The organism is Aquisalimonas lutea (genome assembly GCF_030409225.1).
GTDB lineage: Bacteria > Pseudomonadota > Gammaproteobacteria > Nitrococcales > Aquisalimonadaceae > Aquisalimonas > Aquisalimonas lutea.
In genome coordinates, this window is record NZ_JAUFPK010000001.1 from 2047653 (window position 1) to 2070092 (window position 22440).

At 68.3% G+C, this 22440-nt stretch carries 19 protein-coding genes; 3 read left to right on the forward strand and 16 right to left on the reverse strand.

Going from position 1 to position 22440, the window contains the following annotated elements; translation table 11 throughout:
* Window positions 1-103: 103 nt before the first annotated feature.
* Together QWY84_RS09600 and QWY84_RS09605 are read right to left on the reverse strand one after the other, a co-directional pair.
* On the reverse strand, window positions 104-1441 hold the full coding sequence (locus QWY84_RS09600; protein ID WP_290202366.1) for a sigma-54-dependent transcriptional regulator: 1338 nt from the start codon (window positions 1439-1441) through the stop codon (window positions 104-106).
* Window positions 1438-3144 (reverse strand): sensor histidine kinase, encoded by a 1707-nt coding sequence (locus QWY84_RS09605; RefSeq protein ID WP_290202367.1) that lies wholly within the window; start codon window positions 3142-3144, stop codon window positions 1438-1440. The genes QWY84_RS09600 and QWY84_RS09605 overlap by 4 nt, the downstream gene beginning before the upstream one ends.
* A gap of 104 nt (window positions 3145-3248) precedes the next feature.
* Here QWY84_RS09605 and QWY84_RS09610 point away from each other — a divergent pair, with 104 nt between their 5' ends.
* Complete coding sequence (locus QWY84_RS09610) at window positions 3249-3785, forward strand: hypothetical protein (protein ID WP_290202368.1); 537 nt, start codon at window positions 3249-3251, stop codon at window positions 3783-3785.
* Here QWY84_RS09610 and QWY84_RS09615 read toward each other — a convergent pair.
* From QWY84_RS09615 to QWY84_RS09655, 9 genes are all read right to left on the reverse strand, one after another.
* On the reverse strand, window positions 3775-4641 hold the full coding sequence (locus tag QWY84_RS09615; protein WP_290202369.1) for a sirohydrochlorin chelatase: 867 nt from the start codon (window positions 4639-4641) through the stop codon (window positions 3775-3777). The two genes, QWY84_RS09610 and QWY84_RS09615, sit on opposite strands and share 11 nt — an antisense overlap.
* Window positions 4642-4644: 3 nt before the next feature.
* Complete coding sequence (locus QWY84_RS09620; RefSeq protein ID WP_290202370.1) at window positions 4645-5913, reverse strand: serine hydrolase domain-containing protein; 1269 nt, start codon at window positions 5911-5913, stop codon at window positions 4645-4647.
* Between the two features lie 82 nt (window positions 5914-5995).
* A complete protein-coding gene (gene msbA, locus QWY84_RS09625; protein ID WP_290202371.1) occupies window positions 5996-7801 on the reverse strand; it encodes a lipid A export permease/ATP-binding protein MsbA in 1806 nt (601 codons plus the stop codon).
* A gap of 157 nt (window positions 7802-7958) precedes the next feature.
* Window positions 7959-8945 (reverse strand): sulfotransferase, encoded by a 987-nt coding sequence (locus tag QWY84_RS09630; RefSeq protein WP_290202372.1) that lies wholly within the window; start codon window positions 8943-8945, stop codon window positions 7959-7961.
* Window positions 8946-9078: 133 nt separating this feature from the next.
* Window positions 9079-9795, reverse strand: a complete 717-nt coding sequence (locus QWY84_RS09635; RefSeq protein WP_290202373.1) for a hypothetical protein — start codon at window positions 9793-9795, stop codon at window positions 9079-9081.
* A gap of 117 nt (window positions 9796-9912) precedes the next feature.
* Window positions 9913-10950 carry a hypothetical protein gene (locus QWY84_RS09640; RefSeq protein WP_290202374.1) on the reverse strand — a complete coding sequence of 346 codons (1038 nt, stop codon included), beginning with the start codon at window positions 10948-10950 and terminating at the stop codon, window positions 9913-9915.
* A 65-nt stretch (window positions 10951-11015) separates the two neighbouring features.
* Complete coding sequence (locus QWY84_RS09645) at window positions 11016-11789, reverse strand: sulfotransferase family 2 domain-containing protein (RefSeq protein WP_290202375.1); 774 nt, start codon at window positions 11787-11789, stop codon at window positions 11016-11018.
* A 21-nt stretch (window positions 11790-11810) separates the two neighbouring features.
* Window positions 11811-12941, reverse strand: coding sequence for a glycosyltransferase (locus tag QWY84_RS09650; protein ID WP_290202376.1), 1131 nt, complete (start codon window positions 12939-12941; stop codon window positions 11811-11813).
* The gene (locus QWY84_RS09655; protein ID WP_290202377.1) at window positions 12942-14072 is read right to left on the reverse strand and encodes a glycosyltransferase; all 1131 of its coding nucleotides are present in this window, start codon (window positions 14070-14072) and stop codon (window positions 12942-12944) included.
* Window positions 14073-14225: 153 nt separating this feature from the next.
* Here QWY84_RS09655 and QWY84_RS09660 point away from each other — a divergent pair, with 153 nt between their 5' ends.
* Entirely contained in the window at window positions 14226-15413 is a 1188-nt protein-coding gene (locus tag QWY84_RS09660) for a glycosyltransferase family 4 protein (RefSeq protein WP_290202378.1), read from the forward strand.
* Here QWY84_RS09660 and QWY84_RS09665 read toward each other — a convergent pair.
* The 5 genes from QWY84_RS09665 to QWY84_RS09685 form a co-directional block, all read right to left on the reverse strand.
* Complete coding sequence (locus QWY84_RS09665; RefSeq protein ID WP_290202379.1) at window positions 15379-16761, reverse strand: O-antigen ligase family protein; 1383 nt, start codon at window positions 16759-16761, stop codon at window positions 15379-15381. The two genes, QWY84_RS09660 and QWY84_RS09665, sit on opposite strands and share 35 nt — an antisense overlap.
* 150 nt (window positions 16762-16911) lie before the next feature.
* A complete protein-coding gene (locus QWY84_RS09670) occupies window positions 16912-18018 on the reverse strand; it encodes a glycosyltransferase (protein WP_290202380.1) in 1107 nt (368 codons plus the stop codon).
* A 4-nt stretch (window positions 18019-18022) separates the two neighbouring features.
* On the reverse strand, window positions 18023-18553 hold the full coding sequence (locus QWY84_RS09675; RefSeq protein ID WP_290202381.1) for a lipopolysaccharide kinase InaA family protein: 531 nt from the start codon (window positions 18551-18553) through the stop codon (window positions 18023-18025).
* Between the two features lie 215 nt (window positions 18554-18768).
* Window positions 18769-19476, reverse strand: a complete 708-nt coding sequence (locus QWY84_RS09680; protein WP_290202382.1) for a hypothetical protein — start codon at window positions 19474-19476, stop codon at window positions 18769-18771.
* A gap of 136 nt (window positions 19477-19612) precedes the next feature.
* Window positions 19613-21406, reverse strand: a complete 1794-nt coding sequence (locus tag QWY84_RS09685) for an ABC transporter transmembrane domain-containing protein (RefSeq protein ID WP_290202383.1) — start codon at window positions 21404-21406, stop codon at window positions 19613-19615.
* 128 nt (window positions 21407-21534) lie between these two features.
* On the opposite strand from QWY84_RS09685, the gene ttcA reads away from it, so the two are divergent.
* On the forward strand, window positions 21535-22389 hold the full coding sequence (gene ttcA, locus QWY84_RS09690; protein ID WP_290202384.1) for a tRNA 2-thiocytidine(32) synthetase TtcA: 855 nt from the start codon (window positions 21535-21537) through the stop codon (window positions 22387-22389).
* Window positions 22390-22440: the final 51 nt, after the last annotated feature.

A 22440-nucleotide genomic window follows, 5' to 3' on the forward strand; every position in this document is an offset into this window, starting at 1 on the left:
CCAGGTGCGCCCGGCGCCTGCCGGGGCGGGTTCAGCGGCGATCGCGGCGCTCCGCGTGAGCGGCTGGCGCTCGCCTGCGCGGGTGCCTTTGAGCGGTTTCCGCTCAGGCCAGTCCCAGGCGCTGCATGCGGCGCTTGAGCGCATGCCGCGAGATGCCCAGGCGGGCCGCCGCCTCGCCCTTGCGCCCGCCGCTGGCTTCCAGGGCATCGAGCACCATGCGCCGCTCGGTCTGGTCCAGCCGCTCGTCGAGTTGCGGCGAAGCGGGCGGCTCGCGGGTGATCTCCGCGGGCAGGTGCGCCGGCTCGATGAGCCCGCCGGGGTAGAGAATGGTCAGGCGCTCCACCAGGTTCTTGAGCTCGCGCACGTTGCCGGGCCAGGCGTAGCCCGCGAGCTGCTCCATGGCCGCGGTGCTGAAGTGCACGGGCTGGCAGCCCTCGGTCTCTGCCTGGCGCTGCGCCAGGGCCTGGGCCAGGGTGGCGATGTCGTCGCCGCGCTCGCGCAGCGGCGGCACGCGCAGCTCGAAGACATTGAGGCGGAAGTAGAGGTCCTCGCGGAAGCGCCCGTCGCGGACTTCCGTGTCCAGGGAGCGATTGGTGGCGGCGACCACGCGGACGTCCGCGGACTGCGAGCGGGCGGCGCCCACCGGGCGGTAGTCGCCGTTCTCCAGGAAGTGCAGCAGCTTCGCCTGCAGGGGGAACGGCAGCTCGCCGACCTCATCCAGGAACAGGGTGCCGCCGTCGGCGAGGCTGACCAGCCCGGCCCGGCGCTGGTGGGCGCCGGTATACGCGCCCTTCTCGGCGCCGAAGAGCTCGGCCTCGATGAGCTGCTCCGGCAGCGCCGCGCAGTTGATCTCCACGAACGCCTGGGCGGCGCGGGGGCTCTGGGCGTGGATGGCGCGCGCCACCAGTGCCTTGCCCGTGCCGGACTCCCCCTGTAGGAGGATGCGTGCCGTGCTGCTGCCGGCCACCCGCTGAATGGTCGTCCAGAGCGTCTGCATGGGCGGGCTGTCGCCCACCAGGCCGGAGTCGGTATCGGCGGCGCGCTCGCGATGGTAGTTGAGCTCGCTGCGCAGGCGCTCCCGGCGGGTGGTGGTCTCGATGAGGTGCAGGACCTCGTCCAGGGCGAAGGGCTTGGTGAGATAGTCCGACGCGCCGGCCTTGACCGCCTGCACCGCGGCGCGCGTGTCGCCGTGGGCGGAGATCATCACCACCGGCAGCTCCGGCAGTTCCTGGTTCAGCGCCGCGAGCACGTCCATGCCGTCCATTCCCGGCAGGCGCAGGTCCAGCAGGACCAGATCCGGTGGATTGCTGCGCGCGGCGGCCAGGCCGTCCTCGCCGGTGTAGGCGGCGTCGGCGTCCAGGCCCTCCTCCTGCAGGCCGAACAGCAGGGAGCGCACGAAGCTCTTCTCGTCGTCGATCACGAGGATGCGGGCTGCGGTCATGATTCCTTCCCGGCTGGCTCGTCCGTCCTGCAGCGGGGCAGGCGCAGGGTCACCGTGGTGCCTTCGCCCGGCTCGCTGGCCAGCTCCAGGCTGCCGCCGTTGAGCAGCGCCAGCTGCCGCGTGATGCTCAGCCCCAGGCCGGTGCCGTCCTCCCGCGTGGTGTAGAACGGATCGGTGACCCGCTCCAGGGTGGCGGCATCCATGCCGCGCCCGTTGTCGGTGACATCGATGCGGACCTGGGCATGCTCCTCGTGGGCGCGCAGGCGGATGACGTCATCCTCGCCGCACGCCTCGACGGCATTGGCCAGCAGGTTGACCAGGCACTGCACCACCTGCTCGGCGTTGGCGTAGACGCACAGCCGCGAGTCGCCGCTGGTGCTGATGTCCACGCCCTTGTCGCGGGCGCTGGCCTCGACCACGGTGGTGGCCTTGCGGAAGGCGGTGCGGATCTCGAAGCAGGCGGACTCGCCGGCGGTGGCGCGGCCGTAGGTCAGCAGATCGCCCACCACCCGGTTGAGGCGGTCGATCTCCTGCTCCACGTCCACCAGCAGCTCGCGGCGGCGCTGGTCGTGCTCCTTGCGGGCCAGGGCCTGGACGGTCAGCTTGATGGTGGCCAGGGGGTTGCGGACCTCGTGGGCCACCCCCGTCGCGAACTCGCCGAGCACGGCCATCTTCTCGCTCTGGATTGTGCGCTGGAGCATCTGCTGCAGCCGGTCGGCCATGGCGTTGAAGCCGTGGGCGACCACGTCGATCTCGTCCCAGCGGTCCTCGTGGACGCGCAGCCGGAACTGGAGGTCGCCGGCGGCCAGGGTGTCGGCGCCGTCGACCAGCCGGTTGACCCGGCGCCGCAGGCTGCGGGCCAGCCGCCAGAATACCAGCACCAGCCCCACGCCGGTGGCTCCGGCCAGGGAGTACATCCCGAGCTGGGCGGTACGCACCGGATTGAGGATGTGCTCGGCCTCGATCTGGTAGGCGATGTGCCAGCCGGGCAGGACCTCCGGGCCCTGCATGAGGTCCGGCGGGGCCTTGCTCACGGGGCGCCCGGTGGGCGTGAGCAGCCGGCCGTCAGGCAGCTGCAGGAACGTGCGGGTCGCCCCGGAGAGGTCCTCGATGCGGATACGCTCGGTAATGGATGCCAGGCGGACGTGCAGGGCGACGTGGCCCCGGCGTTCGCCGCCCTGCATGCCCCGCAGCGGCTGGCGGATCAGGAGCCAGCCGGGGGCGCCGCTGTCGGGCACGTGCGGGCCGATGATCTCGGTACCGCCGGTGCGGGTGCGGGGCAGGGGGGCGATGCTCCAGCCCCGGCGGGACCAGTACGGGGGGCCGGAGGCGGCCTGCCCCGGTACCAGGTTGGCCAGGCGATCGTCACCGTCGAAGAACAGGATGCCGTAGAGATCCGGCGAGTCGGCCTCGACCCGGACCAGCTCCTCGACGCCCTCGGGGACGCGGACCTCCGCGGTCAGGTACAGCGGCATGGCCGGGTGGCTGGACAGCGTCTCCAGCTGGTAGATGCGGTTGTCGATGAAGGCGCTGATGCGGTTGGCCGTACCCGCGAGCTGCGCGTTCAGCCGCTCGCCCGTGAGACGCTCGATCAGGGTGTCGGAGAACTGGGCATAGAGCACGCTCAGCCCCGCCACGGCACCCAGGATGAGCGCCAGCGAGAACACCGTATACTTGCCGACGAGGCTGACTCGGGGTTTCATGACCGTGGGCCGGGTACTCTGGCTTGATGGACGACCGTCGGACGTGTCGAGAATACACGAGCCGGCGGAGTTGGATGCTAACAGCAACAGCAGGAGGAAGGGTCATGATGGTACGGGGATGGACAGCGGCACTGGCCCTGACCGGAGTGCTGGCATTCGCGCCGGCCCACGCGCTGGACGACTCGGAGATCGACCGCTGGCTGGAGTCCATGCAGGAGCTGCAGTCCTGGGGCGAGAGCCAGGAGGATCTGGCGGCGGACGAGTACACGCCGGAGGGCCCGGAAGACATGGACTTCGAGCGGATGCTGGCGCAGTCGGCGCAGCAGCACGAGGAGGTGCGCGCGATTATCCGCAGCCACGGCTACCAGGACGTGGGCGAGTGGTCGCGCGTCGGCGGGCGCATCTACCGGGCGCTGATGGCCGTGGAGATGCAGGGCAGCGGCGACATGCGGGGCCAGATGGAGCAGGCCATGCAGCAGCTGGAGGACAATCCCAACATCTCCGACGAGCAGAAGCAGCAGTTCCGGCAGCAGATGGAACGGCAGATGGAGCAGATCGCCGGCATGTACGAGGATGTGCCCGAGGAAGACATCCGCGCCGTTCAGCGGCGCCGGCAGGACCTGCAGCGCATCATGGAGTGACGGACAGCAGCAGGCCGTCGCCGGCGCGCGCCGCGGTCAGCCGGTCGGCGAGGACGTCCAGGACGGCCTCGTGCTCGCCGGCCAGCGGGGTCATGCGGGTGGTCAGCCCCGGGTTGCGGCCCTCGGCCGCGGTGCAGATCGCGGCGACGTCGCCGTCCGGGCCGGCATGGCGCCCGGGGGAGAGAAACAGCATGGCCACGACGACCGGCCCCTGGTTGAATCCGGGCTCATCCAGCAGGCTCTCCAGCAGCGGCTCGTTGAACCGGTAGTCGTCGCCGTCGCGGCGTTCCATGGAAGCCGGCGCCACGCGTGCGACGCGGCCTTCCAGCAGCGCCCCGAGCTGACCCGCGAGCACGTTGCGAACGGCGGTGACCTCGGGGATGGGGCTGCCGTGGTCCACCAGGGCCACGGCCGGGTTCGTGCCGTCCTCGACGGTATCCAGGACGCCGTCGCGCAGGGCCCGCGCCAGCCGCAGGTCGACGGGACCGTAGAGGTCCACCAGCGGCCTGGCGACGCGGACGGCCAGCTCCGGGTGGTGCTCCCGCAGCGTTGCCACCCGTTCCGGGAGATAGCCGGTGAGCGCGCGGCTGGGGCCGAAGAAAAACGGCACCACCACGATCTCCTCGGCGCCGTCCTGTGCCGCCCGCGTGGCGGCGGGCCCGAACGTGCGCGCGGCCTCGCCGTCCAGCTCCTCGGCCGGCACCTTGTTGGAGTGGAGCAGGGAGACCGGCTCCACGGTGACGCCGCAGCGGTCGCTCAGCGCCGCCGCTACCCGGCGCAGGTTGAGCGTCGACGACGGCCGCAGCGAGCCGTTGTCCACCAGGAAGATGCGGCGTCTGGATGCGTCGGCGGCCATGGATCAGTCCACGATGGCCTGGTAGACCAGCGAGCGCAGCTCCCGCCGCAGGGGCAGAAGCGAGGAGGGCATGAGCTGCGCCATCTGGATGACGACGAGGTCTTCCACCGGGTCGATCCAGAACTGGGTGTTCGCCATGCCGCTCCAGAAGTACTCGCCCGGCGAGCCCATGGTCTGCGCGCGGGCCGGATCCAGGACCACGCAGAAACCGAGCCCGAAGCCGCAGCCGGCACCCATGTGGGAGTTGTTGAAGCGGGGCTCGCCCATGTCCTCCATGCTGCCCGGGAGGTGGTTGCTGCGCATGAAATCCACCGTCTTGCGGCCCAGCAGCCGCACCCCGTCCAGCTCGCCGCCGCCGCGCAGCATGCGGCAGAAGCGCAGGTAGTCGTTCATGGTGGAGGTCAGCCCGCCGCCGCCGGAGAACATCCGCGCCGGCGCCTGGAAGCGCCCGGCCGCGCCGTCGAACAGCTGCAGGCCGCCCACGGGCTCGGGCAGGACCTCGGTGGGCTCGGGGCCCATGCTCGGCGGCGGCAGCATGGTGCTGGAGGTGTACATGGCGGTGAAGCGGTCCAGCTTGTCCTCCGGCACCGCGAAGGCGGTATCCGGCATGCCCAGGGGCTCGAAGATGTGGCGGGCGAAGAAGGCGTCGAGGGCCTCGCCCGAGAGCACCTCGACCACGCGGCCCAGCACATCCGTGGACACGCCGTAGTTCCATTGTCGGCCCGGGTGGAACAGCAGCGGCATCTCCGCCAGCTGCCGGACCATGTCCGCCAGGTCCGTGCGCCCGGTGGCGAACGAGATGCCGTGCTCGCGGTAGAGGGCGTCCACCGGCGAGGTGCGGAAGAAATCGTAGGTCAGCCCCGAGGTGTGGGTGAGCAGGTGGCGCATGGTGATCAGGCCGTGGGCCGGCTCGTACTGGGGGTTGTCGGCGTCGCCGCCGACGAGCACCTGCATGTTCCGGAACTCGGGCAGGAACCGGGCCACCGGGTCGTCCAGCTGGAACGCCCCCTGCTCGTAGAGCATCATTGCGGCGACGCTGGTCACCGGCTTGGTCATGGAGTAGATGCGGAAGATCGAGTCAGGCGCCACAGGTGTCTTCGACTCCACGTCCAGATACCCGGCGGCGTCGTAGTACGCCGTCTCGCCGCGGCGGTGGACCACCACGTTGGCGCCGGCCAGGCGCTCGGCGTCCACGTGGCCGCGCAGCCAGTCGCCGATGCGTTGGAGGCGTTCGCCGGAAAGGCCGACCTGCTCGGGGTGAATGCTCTGCAAGGCCCGTTTCTCCTCTTGTTCGTTCCCGGGTGTGGGGCCGCCTACCGGAAGACGGCCGCCGGCGCGCTCGCACGCGCCGCCGTCACGCTTCCTGCTCTTCCGGCACCGGAGTCCCCTGCAGCTGCGCGTAGTGGCCGTTGCGGGCCAGGAGCTCCGAGTGCGTGCCGGTCTCCGCGATGCGCCCCTGGTCCAGCACGAGAATGCGGTCGGCGTTCTCGATGGTCGACAGCCGGTGCGCGATCACCAGGGTGGTTCGCGATTCCATGAGCCGTTCCAGCGCCTCCTGGATCATCTGCTCGGATTCCGAGTCCAGCGCCGAGGTGGCCTCGTCGAGGATGAGAATCGGCGCGTCCTTGATCAGCGCCCGCGCGATGGCCAGGCGCTGGCGCTGGCCCCCGGAGAGCATGATGCCGTTCTCGCCGATGGGCGTGTCGAAGCCCTGGGGCAGCGCCCGGATGAAGTCCAGGGCGTTGGCCGAGGCGGCGGCCTCCTCCAGCTGCTCCCGGGTGGCGCGCTCCGGCATGCCGTAGGCGATGTTGTTGGCGACGGTATCGTTGAACAGCACCACCTGCTGGGTGACCAGGGCGATCTGCGCGCGCAGGTCCTTCATGGGGTACTCGTCGATGGCGCACCCGTCGAGCAGGATGCGGCCGTGCGTGGGCTCGTAGAACCGCGGCAGGAGGCTGGCGATGGTGGACTTGCCGCTGCCCGAGCGGCCCACCAGGGCGAGCGTCTCGCCCGGCTTGATCTCGAAGCTGATGTCGTTGAGGACCAGGGGCGTGTCCGGCGTATAGCAGAAATCCACGTGCTCGTAGGCGACGTGGCCTTCCGCGCGCTCCAGCGGCACCGTGCCGTGGTCCGGCTCCGAGTCCTCGTCCAGCGTCTCGAACAGGCTCTCGCCGGCGGCGATGGCCCGCTGGATCTCCGAGTTGACCTTCACGATGCGCTTCAGCGGCCCCATCATCAGCGTGATGGCGGTGATGAACGAGAGAATGCCGCCGGGGCTGACCGCTTCCATGACCACGTCCATGGTGGCGAGATACAGGATGACCGCCAGGGCGATCACCGCGATGAGCTGGACCAGGGGCTGGCTCATCGCCTTGACCATGATGTAGCGCAGATGCTGCTTCTTCTGGCGTTCGTTGACGCGGTGGAAGCGTGCCGCCTCGTAGCCGGTGGCGCCGAAGATCTTGACCTCGTTGTGGCCGCGCAGGGTGTCCTCGGCGATCTGGCCCAGGCCGCCCACGGCGTTCTGCATGCGCCGGGCCGTCTTGCGGAAGCGCCGGTTGGCCCAGAGGATGACCCCGCCCAGCAGCGGCGCCACGGCGAAGAACACCAGGGTCAGCCAGCCCGCCAGATACACCATATAGCCGATCAGGAAGACGATGGTGAAGGTGTCGCGGACCAGGGTGACCACGGCCTGGGAGGCGGCATTGGCGACCTGGTTGACGTTGTAGGTGAGCTTCGCCTTCAGAAAGCCCAGGGAGCCGGCGTCGAAGAAGCTGGTGGGCAGGGCCAGATACTTCTCGAAGACATCCTGGCGCATGTCCGCGACGACGTTGCGGCCCACCCAGGCCACGCTGTAGTCCGAGGCGAACATGCTGAAGCCGTGGAACAGGAAGATGCCCACCAGGGCGAGCGGGACCCAGGTCTGCGCGCCGGGATCCTGCTCGATGAAGGTGCCGTCCACCAGCGGCTGCACGATCCACGCGAACGCCGCCTGGCCGCCGGCGGCCATGATCATGGCGATCACCGCCAGGATCGCCAGGCGCCAGTAGGGAATGACGTAGGCGAGGATGCGCTTGTACACCTCCAGGGACTGTCCGGAAGTGAGCTGGTGTCCCGCCGCATTCTTGATAGCGGCCTTGGCTTCACTGAGTTCGTTCATAAGATAAACAGGATAACATCCAGCCTGCGGCGATTATCGTGGTGACTCGGATACCGGGGGAACGGGCACGACCTCTCATGGCCGCCCTGTCGACGGACTCCGGCAGGGTCCGGGACAGGTCGCGAGCGTCGACGCACGGTAGTGGCCTTCCCGAAAATCAGCTGTCGCGGGAGTGCTGTCGCATCGATTCAGGGCCCTCATCAAGTATGCGGGACGCGATACGCTGCAGCTCGGCTTCCTCCGCTTCGTAGAGGGTGTTCAGTTCCCTGCGCATTCCGCCCCGTTCCAGAAGGTCCCAGTCGATATAGGCAATGCGGTCAAAAACATGCTTGATCACGTTCGCCCGCAACTTGCGAAGGCGCTTGAGGCGGCGCCGAATCGTTCCAGGGCCTTGGCCGATGGCGTGCTCCGGCGGGCGACCGGAGCGCAGCCAGGCGCCCGGGAAGAAGAGGTGGATGGCGAGTGCCGAGAACGAGCGGTTCTGCGAGCGCTCATGGGGAGGTTCCGGCAGGCGGTCGATGGCGAGCGCCTGCGCAAGCCGCCGGTTCACCGCATCCGGGCGCTTGCGCAGGTGCTCCTGGGTAAACAGATACACCCGCTCCGGGCCGAACGCCTGCGCGTACGTGTTGTAGATGTCGAGAAAACGCATGCCGGTCGCATCCAGTGTCCGGTTGCCCGCCACCCAGGCGGCAGGACGCGGATGGAACGCACCGTCGTAGAAGTTCAGGAAGCGCTCGATCGGCTGCCCCGGGTCCTTCACCAGGCTCTGCCGATACGCCGATTGCAACCAGCTCGCTACGTTGCGGACGACGTAGACGATTCTCGCCTTCGGAAACAGCTCCCGGAGAAGCGCCGCATGCTCCTCGTAGCCCTGATGCATGCCGTACATGTCGCCGGATGCATGGGGTTGGCTCAGCACCAGGGTTCGCGTGTCGCCCTCGGAGCGCCAGCGTTCGACGGCCTCTCGTGCGCGGTCGGCCGCTTCCCGGTTGCCGGGGGCGCGTAGCGCTTGCCGGAGCGGGTCCGTCAGGGCCGGAGGGTTGAACACGAACTCCGCCGAGGGCAGTTGTGCAAACACCATCCGCTGGAGATACCTGGTTCCCGTCTTGTGAAGACCGATGTGGATGACCACGGATTGCGTCATAAGTGCTGTCCATGCCCCCTGGTGCTGAGTATGTGCATATGTTCCGCGCGGATCCGTATGTTATGCGCGTCCGCTCGGCGCGTCACGCACGAAGCGACGGCCCACGGCCCGACGCCGGCCGTCTCCGGTGAGCTTACGGGGAATCCTCGTAGCTCATTATGACGCTGTACTTGTAGTCGCTGATCTTCTCCATTTCATGAAGTCTTTCAATGCACTCGTAGTCGTTTCTGAGGAACCTCTTCATGTTCTCAACCGCTTGCGGGCTCAGCTCCAGCCTCGAAGGTTCCGTGATCTTCTTGTTCGATTTTCTTCTTTCCGTACTTGGAAGTCCGAATATATCGTAGATGTCAGAATCGAGAAATTCCTGGCTGAAAACTCCCCGAATTTGATCAGGTTCTACTGACTGGAGAAGTTCGCCAAGGTAGAAATGAATGTTTTCCCCGAGATGATGTATCGATAAAAAATCTTGTTGAGCCTCTGCGTTTGCACTTCCGTCCTTCGCGTATAGAGAGAGGGCGAGTGTGTCCAGGGTTCCGTATTTTGTGAGTATTGCCCACTCCCCTTGGAACCTGTCCTTTTGCGTCTCGTCCTCCACTACGAGCTTGTAGCGCCAGTTGAACGCGGAAAGAGCGCGCGATATGGGATTTCGTATCGTCAGTAGGTATGACGCACCTTTGTGAATGGGAGGTTTCTTGATATGAACGACTTTCATGCTCTTGTAGCGCTGCTGCCTCTTCGCCGCCTTTTTTAGGGTGCTTCCTCCGCATTTCCCAACATGGACAAGAATGTTGGGATTGGGTCCAAGAGTTAGCCTCTTGTAATATCCGCGTATTCGCGAAAGAGTGTTCAAGGAGCTCCCTTTAGCGTTTGACCCTTTCATGAGCTTACCGTGCCACTTGGATTAGGAGGTATAAGGTGAGCCGACCCTTCAGCCATGCTCGGTGCCGCCGGGCCGAGCAGAACCCGGTCAGTAATAACCAAGCGATTCCAGGTCGCGACCGAGCTGTTCGGCGAGCCGCTGGTTGCTCAAGCGTACGTGTCGAAGAATATCCTGGCGTACTCGGTCCGTGAGAAGGAAATTTCTTCCTCGTACAGGAAAAAAGAGAAGCCGGGTTACAGGCTTGTACAGAGATTCGGTCTTGTCCATAAAGCGAAGCGTTGATAACCGGAGTCCATTAAAACGATTATCGGGCCAGTTATTCATTACCATGCGGCGAATATGCGGTGGCCGTATGCGCCAGGCGACTCCTGGGCTTTCATTGCGCTTGTTTTCTTCAATATCGGGATTCTTGTGGAGATCCGGATTTGTCGTTCCTGGGTCCACAAAGGTGCCGAGCTTTTTCCAGAAATGCGGAGAATCAATCTCTTCCGTAAGAAGCGTACAAACATTGTCGCTTCCAAGAGCCTCTACAAGCCCAGCGTGCCAGTGCGACCATTGAATGTAGGGATCGTCCGTGTCTATTAGCGAATACACGCGGCGCTCGAAATCCTTTTGTGACGGACGCACGATCCGGTCGCTCAACTGAGCATAGAGAGACGCCAGCCACTCGGGTTGATTCCGGACGGTAAAGATTACCCGAACGCGACCCCAGGGCCAGATTTCGTCTTTCCATAACTTCAGGAAGTCGACGATCGGCGGATTGCCCTCCCGGCGGAGAGACCGTTTCGACCAATCACTCATGCTGATCGGTAGCCGGTGGGGGCGTCCCCGGGCGCGCCAGTCGCATAGCGCCTCCTGGCTGATGACGACGGTCCTCAGTGCGGGGTCGTGCCGTTGTGCCTGGTCCCGGATCTCGTGCGCCCAGCGCTGCGCGCGGTGCAGTCGTTCCGTTGATCGTTCCGGTGGCCCGGTATCCTTCTCGCCAACGGCGTGCGCCAGGGTGTCCGGGTCGTCCGGATTCCTTTTCCCGCGCGGGACAAAGGATCCCGAGTGCTCGTCAAGCAGCGCACGCTGGATGGTTGTCGTACCGGTTTTCGGTAAACCGATATGAAGGATGAGATCCATGATGTTCTGTCCGTGCACGGTTGGAATGTGTCAAAGGTAGCCGCTGCTAGGTGTGCTTTGGGAGCTTAGTGTGTAGTCGCCGTGTCGTGGTTTTCGCCTGCTTCGAACCGATAACCGAACAGCTCGATCTCTTTCCGGCAGACATCGGTGATCAAGTCCCTGTCCTGAGGGGATAGCACCTCGGTGTACGGGCGATCGTCCCGGCGGAATCCGCTCTTGGCGCGCTTCTGCGGCAACTGTAACGTTTCCTCGGATACACGGAGCCGTCGCGCCAGGGCGTAAAGATCGTCCTGGAGTGTCTCGTAGAAGAGCACGACGTCGACGGCAAGCTGGTCGTTGATCGTGTAATGGTGCCAGTTGGACAGCCAGTGGGGACGCTGCTCGGCGACGCGGTGGAAGAACGCGGACATGGGCTCGAAGGGCGTGGAATGGCGGCGCTCGTGGCGGTGCTTCATCCACCAGTAGCGCGAGACCGCCTTGTCCCAGGGGTTTCTTTCAATGGTGACCCGGAGATACTGGTTCCACGTGGCGTCACCATAGCGGTTCCGAAGTTCACGTGCGGTGGCGTGGGTGCCGAGGACCATTGCCTGTTTGCCGTACTTGATGCGATGGCGGATTTCCTTCCAGTCGCGGTATTGCCACCATCGCTTGCGCCAGTTGACCGGAGACTGGCCACCTGATTCGCGGCGCAGGCGCTCGTCGAAGCCGTCGGGGTAGCTGAGGGGGGTGACGAAGTCATCCGCATCGCACAGCCGCGAAAGAGCGATCTCCACGCTGCTCCCGGCGGTCTTCCGCGTTTTGATGAACATGAACTTGTGCTTGTGACAGACGATCGCCATGGGCTGAATCTTGATCCGCTCTTACGTGGTTGCGCGGGTCTGGGGGTACCGGCTATCCGGTGCATATGTCCGCAGTGCGGCTGCGTATGCTTGCGCACTTGCGTGCGCATGATACGGGGCCGCGGCAGACCGGGTCCACGATACCGGGGGTGGATCGGTTAATGCGCGAACAAGGGCCGCCGCCAGGGCCTTGTCGTCGCCAACGGCGACCAGCCCGCCGAGCCGGCCGTTCTGGAGGATATCGCGCGGGCCGCTGATGCAGTCCGTGGCGACCACCGGGGTGCCGAGGGCGGCGGCCTCGACCAGGGCGTTGGGGGAGCCTTCCCAGCGCGAGGACAATGCGAACACGCTGGCGCGGGACATGTACGCATGGGGGTTCTGCACCCAGCCGGGCAGATCGAGAGCGCCGCCGATACCCAGCTCGGCTCCCAGTGCCAGAAGGCGCTCCCTCTGGCGGCCGTCCCCGAGAATGACCAGCCTTGCGTCGACTTCGGCCCGCGCGCGGGCGAACGCACGGACGAGCGTGCCATAGTCCTTCTGCTTGCGCAGTGCGCCGGCAGCCAGGACGACCGGGATCGATCCGGGCTGGAACCAAGGGTGCGAGACGTCCTCGTTCGCCCTTGTGAACAGCTCGTCGCTGACGGTCGGGTTGGGCAGCACGTGTATTCGCTCGCGGGGCACGCGGAGGCTGTCCGTGAGATCCTCGGCGATACCGGACGATACCGCGATGCAGCCGTCCGCCTGCCGGTACAATCGGCGAAGCGATCGCAGTTGCCACCGTTGCCATGGTGCCCATCCTCCGCGGGATCGCAGCCGGTGGCCGATCGGGTTGCCCACGCGGAAGAGCAAGCTGGGGCGGGGGGTGATCCGGCGAGCTGCCCTGGCCAGGAGTCGGTCATCGGCAAGCTTTGCGCTGATCACCACCTCGGCCTGGATTGCCTGCAGGTGGCTGGCGAGGGACGATGCCGACGGCCGAGGGCCAACGTCATCGACGGCGACCGACGGGTCGGTCTCGTCGAGATACGGGCCCTGTGGATCGCTGACGATGAGATGGGGTTCCATGCCGGCCCGGGCGAGGGCGCTCGCGGTGTTGATCACCATGCGTTCGACCCCGCCCCGGCCGTAATCGATCAAGAGAAATGCAACCCGCATTCAGTGCCCGTCCTGCAAGACGCCGTGAATCGCATCCAGGTGGTCCCGCGCGCTGTTGATGGAATCGTAGGGCGTGGCTGCGGCCCGGAGTGAATCCGGGTCCGCCGGGGCAGAGAGCTCCCGCGAGATGGCTTCGGCCAACGCCCCGGAGGTCGAGGGGGCGACAAGCTCCCCCTGCCGGGTGGCCGCGTGGATCGATGCCGGTCCCTTCGCCTCGGCCATGGCGATGAACGGCGTCCCGGTGAACAGGCTCTCGATGAGCACCAGCCCGAAGGTCTCGTGCCCGGAGGGCAGGACCAGCATCCGCGCGCAGCGCATCCAGGCGTACGGGTTGGCGCTGAACCCCGGCAGGTCCGTAACATCGCCGATGCCGAGACCGCGCGCCTGCTCCGCCAGGCGCTCCTGTTCCGGCCCCTTGCCCAGAATGACCAGGCGCACGTCGTACTGCTCGCGGACCTGACGGACCGCTTCCACCAGCAGATGGAAGCGCTTGTCGCGCACCAGCCGGCCGACACCGAGAATCACCGGCGGCGCATCGCCGGCGGCCCAGGGATGCTCGACCGGCTCCCGGCTCAGGGTGTCGACGTCCTCGCCCACCACGGGCGGATGGACGTAATGCACCTTGTCGGCGGGAAATCCCGGCACGCTCCGCCAGTCGGCGGCGATCTCCGGCGAGATGGTGAGGACCCCGTCGGCGCGGCTCCAGAGGCGGCGCATGCGGCGATGCAGCTTCCACCCCCGGAGGCGCTGCAGCCCCGACCCGGACAGGCGCTCCGTCATGAAGGCGCCGCTGACGAGGAACAGGCCCGGCCTGGGCGCCGGCGCCCCGGTGACCGTCGCCACCGTCGCCGAGAAATCGGTGGCGCGGAAGGCGAGCACGGCGTGGCGGGCGGGGTCGCGTTCCGCCATCAGCGCCTGCAGGCCGCGCTGCAGCGGCCTCTCTCCCGGGCACACCCGCATCTCGACCCCGGCCGGGACCAGATCGCCCGCGCCGCCCTTGCCGCTTTCCCCGAGCAGGAAGGTGCAGTGCACGCCGTTGCGGAGCATGCCGTCCGCGAGCCGGTTGATCCGTCGTTCGACGCCGCCGTCACGGAAACGGCTGGCCACGAAAGTCACGTGAAACGGGTCCATGGGCTGAGCGGGTTCCGGTCTCGATGGGTGGCAGTGCGGCGGATCGGGGGATTCTACACGAGACCGCGGGATTTCCCGATACGGCGGCACGGGGGCACCGGCGCGTTATGTTAGGCTCGCGCCTTCTTCCAGGATCGTGGACCGGGTGGCGCAGTGAATCTTCTGCATGTGGTCAACCTCGCCGGCCGCGGCGGCATGGAGCATTTGTTCGCCTCCTATTTCGATGCCTCCGCCGGTGGTGACCCGGTGGTCCACGTGGCCGCGAAGGGCGCCATCCACCAGGCGTTCCGTAACGTGCGGGCGGCGCGCGGGCGCGTGTCCAGCGTGAAGAAGGTGGGTGCGCTCCCCGTACCCGATCTCGGCGGGCTGCGCGACCGCAACATCCGCCGGATCGTGCGCCGGGTCCGGCCGGGCCGGGTCGTGTTCTGGAGCACGTTGCCCACGGACGCCTGGCGCCGGGCATGCCGGGAGTCCGGCGCGGCCATGGTGTACTACGACCACGGCAAGGCCTGGCGCCTGCCGGTGGACGAGGCGTCCCGGGCGCTCGCGGATGTCCCGTTCGCGGTCACGGTCTCCAGCGGCGGCGCCCGGATCCTCTCGGAGCGCATCGGCTATCCGGGCCCGGTACACGTGGTGCCCAACGGGCTCCGCCTGCCGGAGGGCTCGGCGGCCGGACGGCGGCCGTATCTTGCCGACGGGGTGCTGCGGGTGGGGTTCGCCGGCCGCCTGGTGGACAAGAAGGGCCTGCCCGTTCTCCTGGCGGTTATCGCCGGACTGCGGAGGCGCGGTGTGCCGTGCCGGCTGGATGTCGCCGGCGACGGGCCCGGTCTGGGGCGCTGTCGCGAGCTGGTCCGGGAGCACGCCCTGGACGACTGCGTACGGTTCCGCGGCAACGTGGCGGACATGGCCGGTTTCTACCGGGATGTGGACGTGCTTGTCGTTCCGTCCCTGCATGAACCCTTCGGCCTGGTCTCCATCGAGGCGGCGGCCTGCGGCGCGGTGCCCGTCGTCACCGGGGTCGACGGCCTGGCGGAGACGGTCCGGGACGGTGACACCGGTCGCGTGATCCCGGTTACCGGGGATGTGTCGCGGTACGAAGCCCTCGGCGGCGGTGCCGACGGGCTTCCGGAGTATGTCCATGACCCCGTGAGGGACGTGCTGGTGCCCCCGGGGATTCCGGATCCGGATCGGCTCACCGAGGCGCTGGAGGGGCTGGCGCGGGACCCGGAGCGGCTGCGGGAGATGGCGGCCGCCGCCGAGGCGCACGTCCGCACGGCCTTCTCGGTGGACCGTTATGCCGCGACGCTCAATCGTGTTCTCGTGCAGAGCGACGCTCGTTGAGCGGCTCCCCGCCGGCGGATCGCCGCGGGCGCTCCATGGTGAGGGCATAGATCGCCCCTCCGGCCACCAAGGCGACGTAGTAGCTCGAGTCGTAGTTGATGAAGGTCTCGAAGAAGTTCACGGCCGCGAAATAGGCGACCCAGCTCACTGCGAACACCCCCGTCAGCGCCCCGAGCCTGCCGTCGCGCACGGCCTGCCAGGCGCGCATGAACAGGACCACCAGCCCCGTCAGCCACAGTGCCGTTCCCACCAGGCCGTAGTGGAGGGCGCTTTCCAGGTAGCTGTTGTGGAAGTGGCCGAACCCGGCCTGAAGCTGCTCGGGCATCGCCGACATGGCGGTGATCGTGCCGTTCGCGCCGCCGCCGTAGCCCGTAAGCGGCCGTGCGGCGATGTATTCCCCGGCGGTCCGCCACTGGATCAGGCGAATGGTGATGCTCCGATAGCGCTCCGGCGTCTCCCCCTCGAGCATTTTCGTCACGGTGTTCCACTCGGCCTGCGTCCGCTCCCATGCCCCTTCGAAGGGGTTCATCAATACCAGCGCGGCGACGACCGCGAGCGTCACCGCACCTGCGGTGACAAGCCTCTTCCGGGACCAGTGCACGGGTGCCGCCGGGCGGCACAACCCGATGAGAGCCGCTGCGCAGACGGCGGCCGCGGCCAGGCCGACCCAGGTCTGGCGCGTCTGCGTGGCCGCGAGAATGAAAAGGCACAGCGCTGCCGCGCCGGCCAGCGCAGCGATCACCGCGCGGCGGGCGTACGGGCGGGGCAGTCGCAGTGCCTCGCCGAGGAGATGGAGCAGCATTAGCAGGCACGTGCCGAAATACAGCGCCGTGTGCTGCGCGTTGTGGAAGCCGAAGTCGCTGCGGCCGCCCTCGATCGCCCGGATCCAGTCCTCCGGCGAAGAGAGAACGGCGAGCCCGAGGGCGCATCCCGCCAGCGCGGCGACGAGCAGCACGTTGACGTTGCGCAGGTTGGCCCCGAGCCACCAGCCGGAGAACAGGAAGAAGTACTGCCGCAGGTAGTTGCGCTCGTACTTCGCCACGTTGACGTGGTCCGGGGCGATGGAGACGGTGAAGTCGATCAGCAGGATCCAGGCGGCGTAGGCGATGAACACGGCGAACAGCCACCAGTGCCGGTCCGTGCGGTAGATGTGCTTCACGGAGAACACGGCCAGGAAGAAGGTCAGGATTTCGCCGATGCGGGTAATATCCCGGGAGGCGAACGTCATGACGGCGACCGCCATCATGCCGCCGAGGGCGAGCCAGTGGACTCCGGGCAGCGGCGAGGTCGAATAGCGTTGGGGCGCCAGGTAGGCACGGCCGCTGCGGAGCAGGCTCACGGCATCCATGTTCTCGTCACACGTTCGGTTTCCGGCAGAGAGGCCCGGGGCCCGGGCGGGCGGGAGTCTATCACTTCCGGGGCGCCGGGAAACCCGTCCGGGCACGCCGGCGTCGTCGGCAATGCCGCGGACGTCCGCATTGTCCGGGGAGGCGGGTGGTCACCCGAGCGACAGCGTGCGCAGGTAGGCTTCGGCACTCTCCCGCGCCTGGTAGGCGGTAACGCCGTCGCGCAGCAGCGCGGCGTCGGGGCGATGATCGAGGGTCTGTGCACACGCGGCGGCGACGGCCGCGGCGTCGCCCACCGGGATCAGGCGGCCCAGCCGGCCGCGGTCGAGGACCTCGGCCGGGCCGCTGGGGCAATCCGTGGCCACCACCGGCGTGCCCAGGGCCAGGGCCTCGACCAGCACGATGCCGAGGCCCTCCCACCGCGAGGTGTGCGCGAATACGTCGGCTGCTGCCAGGTAGGGATAGGGATTGGCCAGGTGGCCCGTGAAGCGGACATCATCGGCGATGCCGAGGGACTGCGCCTGGCGCTCGAGATCGTGCCGGCATTTGCCGTCACCCACGAGGATCAGCCGCGCCGGTCGCTCCTCCCGCAGCCGCGCGAACGCGTCGATCAGGGTCGCGTAGTCCTTTCGCGGCGTCAGCGAGCCCACCGCCACGACCACCGGCCGGTCGCGATGACGAAGCCACGGCTCATCCACCGGTTCCGCCGCCGCCCGGTGAAGTTGTGGTGCAATGATCGGGTTCGGCAGGACCGTGATGGCGGAGGCGGGGCGGCCCATGATGTGTGCCAGGTCCTCCGCGGCGCCGTGGGAGGGGACAACAACGGTGTCCGCGTAGCGATAGAGCCGGCGTATGGACTGCTTCTGGACGTAGGCCTGCCAGGGCTTCTTGTTGGCCAGATTCACCGAGACCGTCGTTCCCAGGCGCACGGCGCACCGTGTCGGCACCCGGGCCATCCACCGCGCGATCAGGGCGATGCGGTTGACGCTGTCCTTGTCCGAGAGAAGGACGCGCGGCCGCTCCCGGCGGAGGTAGCGAACGAGCGCGGGGAGCGCGGTCTCCACATGGCGCGCGCCGAGCCTGACCTCGCGCGTGCCCGGCGGGAACTCGGCCAGCTCGGGGCCGTGGTTGTCGATCCGCAGGACGTCCGTGCGCACCCCCGCCCGGGAGAACTCCGGGAGCAGGTTGCGCACGATGGTGTCGACGCCGCTGTGGCCCGATGTGGCGGTCAGTATCGCCAGGTCCGTCCGCTCGGCCATCGGGTCAGCAAGCCGCCTTGTCTTCGAGGGTGTCGATCTGCTCACGGATCGCCGGAACCGTCGAGAAGAGTCGCGCCAGGTCCTTGCACGTGCCCCGTCGCCGGTTGGGCGGAAGCATGCGCCGGCGCACGCTGTCGAGGTCGATGAAATAGGGGGTGGCCTCGTGGATGATGATATTCCTGCCCTTGAGATCACCGTGGATGTACCCCGCCCCGTGCAGCCGGCAGACCGACTCGACAATGCGCGCGGCGACGGCCTGCTTCAGGTCGACGGGACTGTCCGGGTCCAGGAAGAACGCCTCGGCCGACAGGCCCGGGACATGCTCGACGGCCAGGTAGGAGACCGGCCGCAGCGTCTGCGTGAGCGCCTGGATGCAGGCCAGCGGCCGCGGGGTGGCGATGCCCAGCCGCTGCAGCACGAACGCGTTGCGCCAGGCGCGCCGTGCCGGGCTCGGGGAGATGAGCCGCCGCAGGCGTGTGGGTACGTCCGGCGCGTTGAAGCGCTTCAGGACGAGATCGATTCCATCGATATGCATCCGGGCGACCGTCGAGCGCCTGTGCGTGCGAAAGGTCTGGTCCGCGGAGTCGAGGCGCCCGTCCGGCGCCCGCGCTAGGACCTCCCGCAACGCGGCGGGCGTGTCGGCCGCCCAGGTTGTACGCAGGACATGGGGCACGACTTGGGGGTTCCCTGCCGGCAGCTGATATAGACCGTTTAGTATACCGCACGAGACTTGTCTATGGGGGCCAGCCGTCAAGTCCTGCCCGGGCGGCCGGAGCCCGGGGCGTCCCTTCGCGCCTCCTCGAGCGCCCAGACCAGCAGCGTCCGCGCTTCCGTGGTGTCCGGGAGCGGGTGCTGGGCGAGGCGCCAGGCGGTCAGCGTGGCGGCCAGGGCGGCCACGAGCAGACCGGCGGCGACGGCCGGGGCGGCCAGGCCGTGCGGTTGCAGCCAGGGCGATGCCGCCGGCAGCGCCACGGCGGCGACGAAAGCCAGGATGACGGGGCCGGTGCGTACCTTCGGCCGTCCCTGCTGCCGCATGGCACGCTCGGCATCGCAACAGCGCAAGGCGCTCTCCAGCGCCTCCGGCGTGAAATAGTCGGTCGCCCGCAGGCGCTCCATGAACAGCACGTAGCGCGCGCCGAGAAAGCCCCGCCGGTACCGGCGCACCAGGCCGTTGAGATGGATCGCCTCCGGCGATGACTGGAATACGGCCGCGGCCCGGTCTTCCAGCGCCAGCGCGCCGAGAAAGCCCACCACCAGGATGACGACGGCCGTGCCCGCCGCCTGCGGCCAGCCCGCGCTCAGCCACGCCACCGCGAACAGGGCGCCGGCGCCGAGGACGACGCAGAGCGCCAGTGCCAGGGTGGAGAAGCTGCGCCAGCGCTGCAGCAGCAGCGCCGCGAGCACGCGCCTGCGGGAGCATTCACGGGTGAGCTGCTGGATCACGAGCCATTCGCGCAAGGCAAGTCCCTTCGCCGCCGGGTTGGGTGGATGCGCCTGTGGTCGGCCACCATCGTTTCAGTGCCCGGAATCATACCAGGGGTGAACCCGCGGCGCTGCCGGTGATCGCCGGACGAGCTCGTCGCTGCCGTACTTGCTACGGGCGCTGCGTCTCCGTATCGCGGAACTGCAGCGCTGCCAGGTGGGCATAGAGGGGACTGCGATCCAGCAGCTCGGCGTGGCTGCCCTGGGCCTCGATGCGGCCGGCCTGCATGACCACGATGCGGTCGGCGGAGCGTACCGTGGCCAGGCGGTGGGCGATGACCAGGCTGGTGCGCCCGCGCAGGAGATCGGCCAGGGCCGTCTGGACGCGGGCCTCGCTGTCGGCGTCGAGGCTGCTGGTGGCCTCGTCGAGGAGCAGCAGGGCGGGGTCGCGCAGAATGGCGCGGGCGATGGCGATGCGCTGGCGCTGGCCGCCGGAGAGCTGGACGCCGCCGGGGCCCAGCGGCGTGTCCAGGCCCCGCGGCAGGCGCTCCAGGAACTCCGTGCAGTGGGCGGCGCGGGCGGCGGCGCGGACGGCCTCGTCGTCGGCGCCCGGGCGGCCGTAGCGGATGTTGTCCCGGGCGGTGCCGGTGAACAGCGTCGGCTCCTGGGCCACCAGCCCGACGTGGGCGCGCAGCTCGGCGGGGTCCAGGCTGCGGAGGTCGTGGCCGTCGAAGGTGACCCGCCCGGCCTGCGGGTCGTGGAAACGCAGCAGCAGCGCGAACAACGTGCTCTTGCCGGCGCCCGAGGGGCCTACCAGCGCCACGCGCTCGCCGGGCGCCACATCCAGGTCGAGGGCGTGCAGCACCGGCTCCCGGGGTCGCGCGGGGTAGGCGAAGGTGACCTGCTCCAGGGCGACGGCGCCCCGCACCGGGTGCGCCAGGTGCACGGGCCGGTCCGGCGCACGGATCGCCGGCTCGGCCCGGAGGAGCTCCATGAGCCGCTCCATGGCGCCGGCGGCGCGGAAGAGCTCGCCGGAGACCTCCGACACGGCGCCGGTGGCGCCGGCCGCCAGCACGGCATAGAAGACGAACGCCGACAGCTCGCCCGCGGTCATGCGGCCGGCGAGCACGTCGTGGCCCCCCTGCCAGAGGATGACGCCCACGGCAGTGAACGCCAGCGCCATGGCCATGCCCAGCAGCCAGGCGCGCTGGCGGATGCGCCGCATGGCGGTGGCGAAGGCGGCATCGACGTGGCCGGCGAAGCGCTCGCGGTCCAGCCCCTCGTGACCGAAGGCCTGGACGGTGTGGATGCCGTGCAGGGTCTCGCCGGCGGCGCTGCCCACATCGGCGACGCGGTCCTGGCTGGAGCGGGACAGGCGCCGCACCCGGCGGCCGAAGAACAGGATCGGCACCAGCACCACGGGCAGCCCCACCAGCACCAGCGCCGTCAGCCGCGGGCTGGTGATGAACAGCATGACCACGGCGCCGACGAGCAGAAGCAGGTTGCGCAGGGCGATGGAGAACGACGAGCCGAGGATGGTCTGCAGGACGCTGGTGTCGGTGGTCAGCCGTGACTGGATCTCGCCGACGCCGTTGAGCTCGAAGAACGCCGGCTCCTGGCGGGTGACGTGGTTGAACACCGCCGTGCGCAGGTCCGCCGCCACCCGCTCGCCGATCCACGACACCAGGTAGAAGCGCAGCGCCGACGCCGCGGCCATGACCAGGATGATGGCCAGCGTCACCGCCAGCAGGCGGTCCAGCTGCTGCGGGTCGTCACCCAGGAAGCCGCGGTCGACCACCAGCCGCAGCGCCTGGCCCACGGCGAGCACGCTGCCGGCGGCCACCAGCAGGGCCGCCACGGCGGCGGCCACGCGCCGGCGGTAGCGGGCCAGGAAGGCCAGCAGGTGGCGCAGCGGCTCCAGCCGGCGCGGCGCCGGGCGTTCGGGCGAGGACTGCAGTTCGGGCACGATGGGCTCCCGTCGCGGCTCAGGGCGATGATACTAACCTGCACGGGCGTGTTGGCAGGTGCTCGGTTGGGTTGCGGCCGCCGGCAATGGTATAAACGCGCTTCACTCCACCCGTAGCGGAAGCCGCCATGAGTGTGAAGTCCCTGGAAAAGCGCCTGAGGCATCTCACCGCCAATGCCGTCCGCGACTACCGCATGATCGAGGACGGCGATCGCATCATGGTCTGCCTGTCCGGCGGCAAGGACTCCTACGCCATGCTGGAGATGCTGCGGCTGCTGCGCGAGCGGGCCCCCGTGCGCTTCGAGATCACGGCGGTGAACCTGGACCAGAAGCAGCCGGGCTGGCCGGAGCACGTGCTGCCGGAGTACCTGGACGGCCTGGGCGTGGACTACCGCATCCTCGAGCAGGACACCTACAGCGTGGTCAAGAGCGTCCTGCCCGAGGGCAAGACCATGTGCTCGCTGTGCTCGCGGCTGCGGCGCGGTGCCCTGTACACCGCCGCCGAGGAGATGGGCATGACCAAGATCGCCCTGGGCCATCACCGCGACGACCTGGTGGAGACCCTGTTCCTGAACATGTTCTACGGCGGTCGGCTGGCCACCATGCCGCCCAAGCTCAAGAGCAATGACGGCAAGCACGTGGTGATCCGGCCGCTGGCCTACGTGCCGGAGGCCTATCTCGAGGACTACGCCGAGCGCAAGGGCTTCCCCATCATTCCGTGCAACCTGTGCGGCTCTCAGCCCAATCTCAAGCGCGCCGATATCAAGCGCATGATCCGGGCCTGGGAGGAAGAGGACCCCAACCGGCTGAACATCATCCTGCGCAGCATGCAGAACGTCCGGCCCTCGCATCTGGCGGACAGCGACCAGTTCGATTTCGAGAGCCTGCAGGGCAGTATTGCGGCGGGCATGCCGGATCCGGTCACCGGCGAGGAAGACGCCTTCGCCGGCCTGGCGACAGCCATGGGCGATCCGGCCCGGTAACGGGCCCCGAACCTGCGGTATGCTGGCGCGACGGGCTGCGCCCGCTGCGCC